This is a genomic window from Synechococcus sp. RC10A2 (assembly GCF_047502605.1).
On record NZ_JANSHP010000096.1, the window covers coordinates 36,858 to 43,441 of the forward strand.

The following is a 6,584-nucleotide window of genomic DNA, read 5'->3' on the forward strand; positions in this document are numbered from 1 at the left end:
GTGGCCGCCAGGGTAACAGCAGAGCGGTTGGACAGCGCCTTTGAAGGTTCGTTTCGGGACTCCGAAGAATCTCTGCCCTCAAGGGTGAGGAGGGTCAGGGCTTTCGCGCCCGGCGCTGTCTTGGATGTTGGCAGCGGCGAAGCGGCATCCCTCACCCCCCACCCCTCTCCCACTGGGAGAGGGGGGCTGCTCCTACAGCTACAGCTCTCTCTGACTTCAGGCGAGTTGACGGGATCCCAGAATGGCGGGCTTGGTTTTCAAACCAGGCCAAATAGACGGCGCTCTGCCTCCTCCATGCGGGCCAAGAAAGCGGCGAACTTGGTGGAGATCTCCTCGACTTCCTGCAAAAAGGCGCGCAACGTCTGGTACTTGAGAACTAAGGCTTCTTCTAGGGGACGGCTCTGGAACTGTTCGTCCAAGGCCTGGCCCAGCTCGCTCAGGGCATTTTCAATGGCGGTTTTGATCGCGCCAATGCTGCGCCGCACCAAGCGCATCACTTCCTGCTCCAACTGGGGCTTTTGGCGGGCCAGCTCGCTGGTGGCCAGCACCTGCCGCAGAGCGGCATAGGGATCCCCCACCTGAAGCGGCATCTCGGCCATCTCTCCTGGCTGTCCCGCATTGCCGGCGGGCCGCAGCAAACCCCACTCCGACTGCTCCAGCCTACTCAGGATCCCTCTGAACAGGGCAGCGGATCCCTCTACGTCTTTCAGAAGGCCACGCAGCACCTGGTGTTTGAGGCTCAGGTATTGGTCCGGATCCTCGTCCTGCAGCCCTTCGTCCAGGGCGTTGCCCAACTCGCTCAGGGTGTTCTCGATGGTGGCCATCAGGGATCCGGCGCTACGGTGCAGCAGTTGGCGGCAGGGTTCTGGAAGCTCTGACGCCAGAACGGCAGGAGCAGAAAAAGCAGGGGGCTCGGCTGTCGCTTCCCCCTCGTTCGGGCTTTCGGACTCCAGCCAAGTGATGCGGCTGGACTCCGTCCCGCCAGTGCCGACGGCATTTTCCCCATTGAGCCAATCGAGATCGGCGGCGAGAGTCTCGGCAGCTAGCCCCCCACCGGCCATTGTTTCTTGGGACACGTAAACGTAGAGAGGCTGCAGCATCTGCAGCACGGCGTTAGCTGCTTGGCTATCCTGCTCCGGCTCCTGGAGCTGCTGCACCGCCTGTTGCAGCCGCGCTTCCAGCTCCTGCGGGGAGTTGCAGGCGTCGTAAAGGGCTCTGAGCAGCTCGTCGAGACTGTAGCGCCGTAGGGCCGCCAACCCTTGCACCGTGGGCTCTAGCCTGTGGTGCAAAGCCGTGAACAAAACCAGCTTGGCCCGCAAGGGACTTGTCTGCTGCATCACCCCCGCCCGCAACTCGAACGGGTCGTAGTCTTGCTTGTGCAGTTGTAGGCCGCCGTATCTCACAGGTAAGCTGGGCGCAGGCGCCACCCAAGCCGGCAGATCCCCAGATGAAGCAGTCAGAGGGCTGCCGGGATCCGATTGAGACTGGTGATAGAGGAGCTCGAGCTTGCTCAGCAGCAGTTTGGCGACGCGGGCGTATTCAGCCTTCTTGTTGATTTGGCTGATGGCGTCGCGAAAACGCCGGACTAGGTCCTCCAGGGTCGCATGCTCGCGGTAGAGCTGCTCCAGCAGAGCCTTTAGCTCCTCCCCGCTCAGCTTGACAGCGTCGTTTGTCCAAGTGCGGGTGCAGGTGAAGTAAACCAGCTTTTTTACCCGGTCTGCGTACTCGCCCTGCTGCACCTCTTGGACGATAAGGTGAAGGGGATCCGAGAGAACCATAGGAGCTGCTCAGTGGGAGTTTTAGGCCTTGGGGTTAAAAGGCCGTTTCTGGAGGAGCATCATCATGTAAGGAAGCGGCGAAGGCAATCAACCAGGGCCAAAGGCTCTATCCGCCTCAATCCTCTTGCCAGTCTAGGTCGGAATCGGTCAGGATGCGATGGCTCTGCTTACGGCAGGTCAGGTGGTGCCCCTCCCCCCTTCGCTTGAGACCTGGGCAAGCTGGGGCAGAGTTTGCCGCTTGCGCTTCCTGGAGTTCATGTAAAAGCTGTAGGTAAAACCCCCGCCGCTCCCAGTCCAGCTCCCGCAGCCCACAGCCCGGCTCCCGATCGTGCAAGCAATCGCGAAACTGACAGGTGCCCAGCCGCTCCCGCACTTCCGGAAAGCAACGTATTAGCTGCTGAGGGGAAACCGGCGGGATCCCTTCGCCGGCATTGAACCCCGGAGAGTCGGCAATCCAACCCCCCTCTGGCAGAGGGAACAGCTCCACATGGCGGGTGGTGTGCCGCCCCTGGCGCAACTTCTCTGACACCGCTTGGGTGGTCAGCTGAACAGCCGGCAAGAGTCGGTTGAGCAAGCTTGACTTGCCTACCCCTGAGGGGCCAGCCACCACCGAAATCTGATCCCGACAGCGGCGGCGCAGCTCGGGGATCCCTGCCTCAGTAAGGGCACTGACCAATAGAGGCTCATACCCCCACCGCTGCAGACGCTGTCGCCAGCTCTCTGCCACCGCCGCCTCTACACAATCGCACTTGTTGAACACCACCTGAACTCGCAGGTGGCTGGCCTCGGCCTGCACCAGCAGACGGCTGAGGGCGTTGGGCTCGGGCTCCGGCTCGGCCAGGGCCATCACCACCAAGACTTGGGTTATGTTGGCGATGGCCGGTCGAGGCAACTGAGTTCGCCGCGGCAGAATGGCCTCAATTGCCCCCCGCTCCGGCCAGAGAGAGTCGGCAGCCGGCGGTAAGCTAACCTCCACCCAGTCCCCCACCATCACCGACTGCCCCATTTTTTTGAGCTTGGCCCGAGCAGTGCAGAGAAGCTCCGCCGGCATCGGCTTTTGGGCCGGGAAATGCGCCTCGATCTCAGGAAAAAGGGCAGCCAGCTCGGGATCGATGCGCACGCGATAAAAGTTGGCCTGGGCGGCGCGCACCCAGCCAGTGCAAGTGGATCCCTGCCCCTCCTCTTGGACGGCGCTCCGGTGGCTCATGCCAAATTCCCACGGCGTACCCAGAGGATGTGGTGTCCCTCGGGCGCCGCTTGTTGCCCTTCAATGTAATGCCCCGCCATCGTCAGGCTCTTGGGCACCTGCTCCAGAGGCTCTCCTGCATCCAGCCACAGCTCCAGCACCTCCCCCGGCGCCATGCGTTCTAGGCGCAACTTGGCGCGCACGTAGTTGAGCGGGCAGGGGATCCCGCGTTGATCCAGAACCAGCTTCACCTCGTGGGGGGGAATTGCCTCTGCCGTCATTCTTCTTCTCGCTCTCGGTTGCCGGGCATTTGGGCCAGCCCCCGCAACAGCCCGCCCAAGAAACCGTCCCGCTTGTTGATGCGTTCCCCATGCAACTCGGCCAGGCGCATAAGCAGTTCCCGCTCTTCCGAGCTGATGCGGGTGGGAATCTCCACTACCAGGGTGATTTTGTGGTCGCCCCGCAACATCGGATTGCCAAGGCGAGGTACCCCCTTGCCCTCCAGAGTTAGCACCGTACCCGGCTGGGAACCCGCCGGAATGGTCAGCTCCGCCTCTTCCTCCAGGCCCGCCTTCGAGTCCACCGTGGGCACCAAGACTTTAGCCCCCAAAATGGCCTGCAGATAGCTTACCCGCACCTGCGAGAAGATGGTGAGACCATCCCGCTGGAAGTCGGGATCCGGCTCGACGAAGAGGTAAACGTAGAGATCCCCAGGTGGGCCACCGCGCCGACCGGCATCCCCCTCGCCAGAAACCCGCAGACGGGTGCCGCTGTCCACGCCGGCAGGGATGTTGATGCGCAGCTTCTTGGTGGTCTGGGCGAGGCCCTCGCCATTGCAGTTATAGCAGGGCTCTTCCAGCACCCGGCCGGCACCGCCGCAGGTGGGGCAGATCGAGACCTGGGTAAAGTTGCCAAAGGGGGTGCGGGTGGCCCGCCGCACCTGACCAGCGCCGCCACAGGTGGGGCAGACTTTCACATCTGTGCCGGGCTTGGCCCCGCTGCCCCCACAGACCGGGCAGACCTCCAAGTGGCTGATGCGAATTTGCTTTTCGCCGCCGAAGATGGCCTCGAGAAACTCCAATTTCAGGTCAAAGCGCAGGTCATCCCCGCGTACCGGCCCTTGGCGGCTGCGGCTGTAGCCAACTCCCCCTCCCGCAAAGTTGGTGAAGAAGCTCTCGAAAAGGTCGGCGAAGCCACCGATTCCGGCGAAATCCTGGAACCCGCTGGCGGCAGCCGCCGCACCGCTCAGCCCAGCTTCCCCAAAGCGGTCGTAGCGAGCCCTCAGCTCGTCGTCCGAGAGCACCTCATAGGCGCGGTTGATTTCCTTGAAGCGATCCTCAGCCCCTGGCTCTTTGTTGACGTCAGGGTGATACTTGCGGGCCAGCCGACGATAGGCGCGCTTAATCTCTTCCTTGGAGCTATCACGGCTAACCCCCAAGATTTCGTAGTAGTCACGAGCCATAGAAGCGCTTCAGAGAACAAGGATCGAATGACGCCGGAAACACAGCTTGCCGGATGGCCCAGGCAATGCCCCTCTGCCATGCCCCAGAGCTGAGCAAAAGCCTTCGCCGAGTATCCTCAGCGAGTGCCATAGATCTCACTCCCCATCTCTAGGAGCACAGCCCGCAGCTCTTCCATTGCATTCCGTAAAGTTGCTAAGTCTACGTTATCATTTGCCAGCAGCGCCCTCAATGTGCCCGCCGCCTGGGCCCCCCTCTGGAGGCAGATCTCGCTAAGGCGACTGCCGTGCTCCTGCAGGGTCTTCTCGTAGTTGTAGAGCAGGCTGTCCGCTTGGTTGCGGGCTTCCACCAACTGCCGCCGGCGCCGATCTTCTTCGGCGTAGGCCTCGGCTTCCCGACGCATCCGCTCGATCTCGCTGCTGCTCAAGCCGCCGTGGTTGGTGATCTTGATGCTCTGCTCGATCCCCGTCCCCTTCTCGCGGGCGGAGACTTTCAAAATGCCGTTGGCATCGATATCAAAGGAGACTTCGATCTGGGGCACCCCGCGGGGAGCTGGCGGGATCCCGGTTAGTTGAAAGCGGCCCAAGGTCTTGTTGTCCTTGGCCATAGCCCGCTCTCCCTGCAAGACGTGGATTTCCACCATTGTCTGGCCGTCGGTGGCGGTGGAGAAAATTTGGGTTTTGCTGGTGGGAATGGTGGTGTTGCGCTCGATGATGCGGGTGAATACCCCGCCCAAGGTCTCCACGCCAATGGAGAGGGGAATCACATCCAACAGCAGCAGGTCTTTCACTTCTCCGCCTACCACCCCTGCCTGGATGGCTGCGCCAAGGGCTACTGCCTCGTCGGGGTTGACGGAGCGATCCGGGTTTTTTTTGAAGATTTGCCGAATCTTCTCCTGAACAGCGGGAATGCGAGTAGAGCCACCCACCAGCAGCACGCGGTCGATATCCTCAGGGGAGAGGCCGGCATCCCGCAAAGCTTGCTCGGTGGGCTCAACAGTAGCCTCCACCAGATCCTGCACCAACTCCTCGAACTTGGCGCGGGTCAGCTCCACTTCCAGGTGTTTGGGCCCGGAGTCGTCGGCGGTGATAAAGGGCAGGTTGATGAGCGTAACCTGGGTGCTGGACAGCTCGATTTTGGCCTTCTCCGCCGCCTCCCGCATCCGCTGCAAGGCCATGCGATCCCGGGAGAGGTCGATCCCTTCCGTCTCCAAAAACTGGCGGTTGAGCCAATCGACAATTCTCTGGTCAAAGTCATCCCCGCCCAGGTGGTTGTTGCCGGCGGTGGCTTGTACCTCGAACACGCCGCTGCCCAGTTGCAGCACCGAGACGTCGAAGGTGCCGCCACCCAGGTCGAAAACCAAGATGCGCAGATCTTGATCTTGTTTGTCCAGCCCGTAGGCCAGGGCGGCTGCCGTCGGTTCGTTGATGATGCGCAACACCTCCAGTCCGGCAATGGTGCCCGCGTCTTTGGTGGCCTGGCGCTGGGCATCGGTAAAGTAGGCGGGGACGGTGATCACCGCCTGAGTCACCGGCTCCCCCAGATAAGCCTCCGCGTCGGCCTTCAGCTTTTGCAGGATCATTGCGGAGATCTCCTGGGGCGTGTAGGCGCGATCCTGCACCACCACCTCCACCATGTTGTCCCGGCCAGGGATCACCTTGTAGGGGACTCGCTTGCGCTCTTCTTCAGTTTCGGCGAAGGTGCGGCCAATGAAGCGTTTGATGCTGAAGATGGTGTTTTCGGCGTTGGTAACCGCCTGACGCTTGGCCAGTTGGCCCACCAGGCGGACGTTGTTCTTGGCAAAGCCGACGATGCTGGGGGTGGTGCGCCCTCCTTCGGCGTTGGTGATCACCACGGGCTTGCCCCCTTCCAAAACCGCCACGCAACTGTTGGTGGTTCCCAGGTCAATCCCGATGACTTTGCCCATACCCCTCTCTCCCCGTGCGTCAAATCCCAACCCAGGACAATTCCACGGATCTCATAAGAGCATTTTGCCCAGAATCCCGCAGAAACCTTCAGGCGGCGCTTCCGCCTCCGTAGCTTTACTGTAGCCTTTTTGAGGCTATCCCGGCTTTGTTTGTCAAGGTTCAAGTGAGCAAGTTTGGTTAGCTAATCCGCCGTTCGCGCTAGCGGGACGTAGTCCTGGAAGCCCCGCTCTGT

The 6,584-nt window shown here is 61.6% G+C and carries 5 protein-coding genes; all 5 read right to left on the minus strand.

Going from position 1 to position 6,584, the window contains the following annotated elements; translation table 11 throughout:
* Window positions 1-257: 257 nt before the first annotated feature.
* The 5 genes from NW848_RS13045 to dnaK all read right to left on the minus strand — a co-directional run bounded on the left by NW848_RS13045 (window position 258) and on the right by dnaK (window position 6,351).
* Window positions 258-1,778, minus strand: a complete 1,521-nt coding sequence (locus NW848_RS13045; RefSeq protein ID WP_099812353.1) for a hypothetical protein — start codon at window positions 1,776-1,778, stop codon at window positions 258-260.
* A gap of 115 nt (window positions 1,779-1,893) precedes the next feature.
* Window positions 1,894-2,985, minus strand: coding sequence for a ribosome small subunit-dependent GTPase A (rsgA, locus tag NW848_RS13050; protein WP_011429680.1), 1,092 nt, complete (start codon window positions 2,983-2,985; stop codon window positions 1,894-1,896).
* Window positions 2,982-3,245 (minus strand): sulfurtransferase TusA family protein, encoded by a 264-nt coding sequence (locus tag NW848_RS13055; protein WP_011429679.1) that lies wholly within the window; start codon window positions 3,243-3,245, stop codon window positions 2,982-2,984. Before NW848_RS13055 ends, rsgA begins: the two co-directional genes overlap by 4 nt.
* Entirely contained in the window at window positions 3,242-4,426 is a 1,185-nt protein-coding gene (gene dnaJ, locus NW848_RS13060; protein ID WP_011429678.1) for a molecular chaperone DnaJ, read from the minus strand. The genes NW848_RS13055 and dnaJ overlap by 4 nt, the downstream gene beginning before the upstream one ends.
* Before the next feature lie 116 nt (window positions 4,427-4,542).
* Window positions 4,543-6,351: a molecular chaperone DnaK gene (dnaK, locus tag NW848_RS13065; RefSeq protein ID WP_011429677.1), complete on the minus strand. Its 1,809-nt coding sequence runs from the start codon at window positions 6,349-6,351 to the stop codon at window positions 4,543-4,545.
* Between the last annotated feature and the right edge of the window lie 233 nt (window positions 6,352-6,584).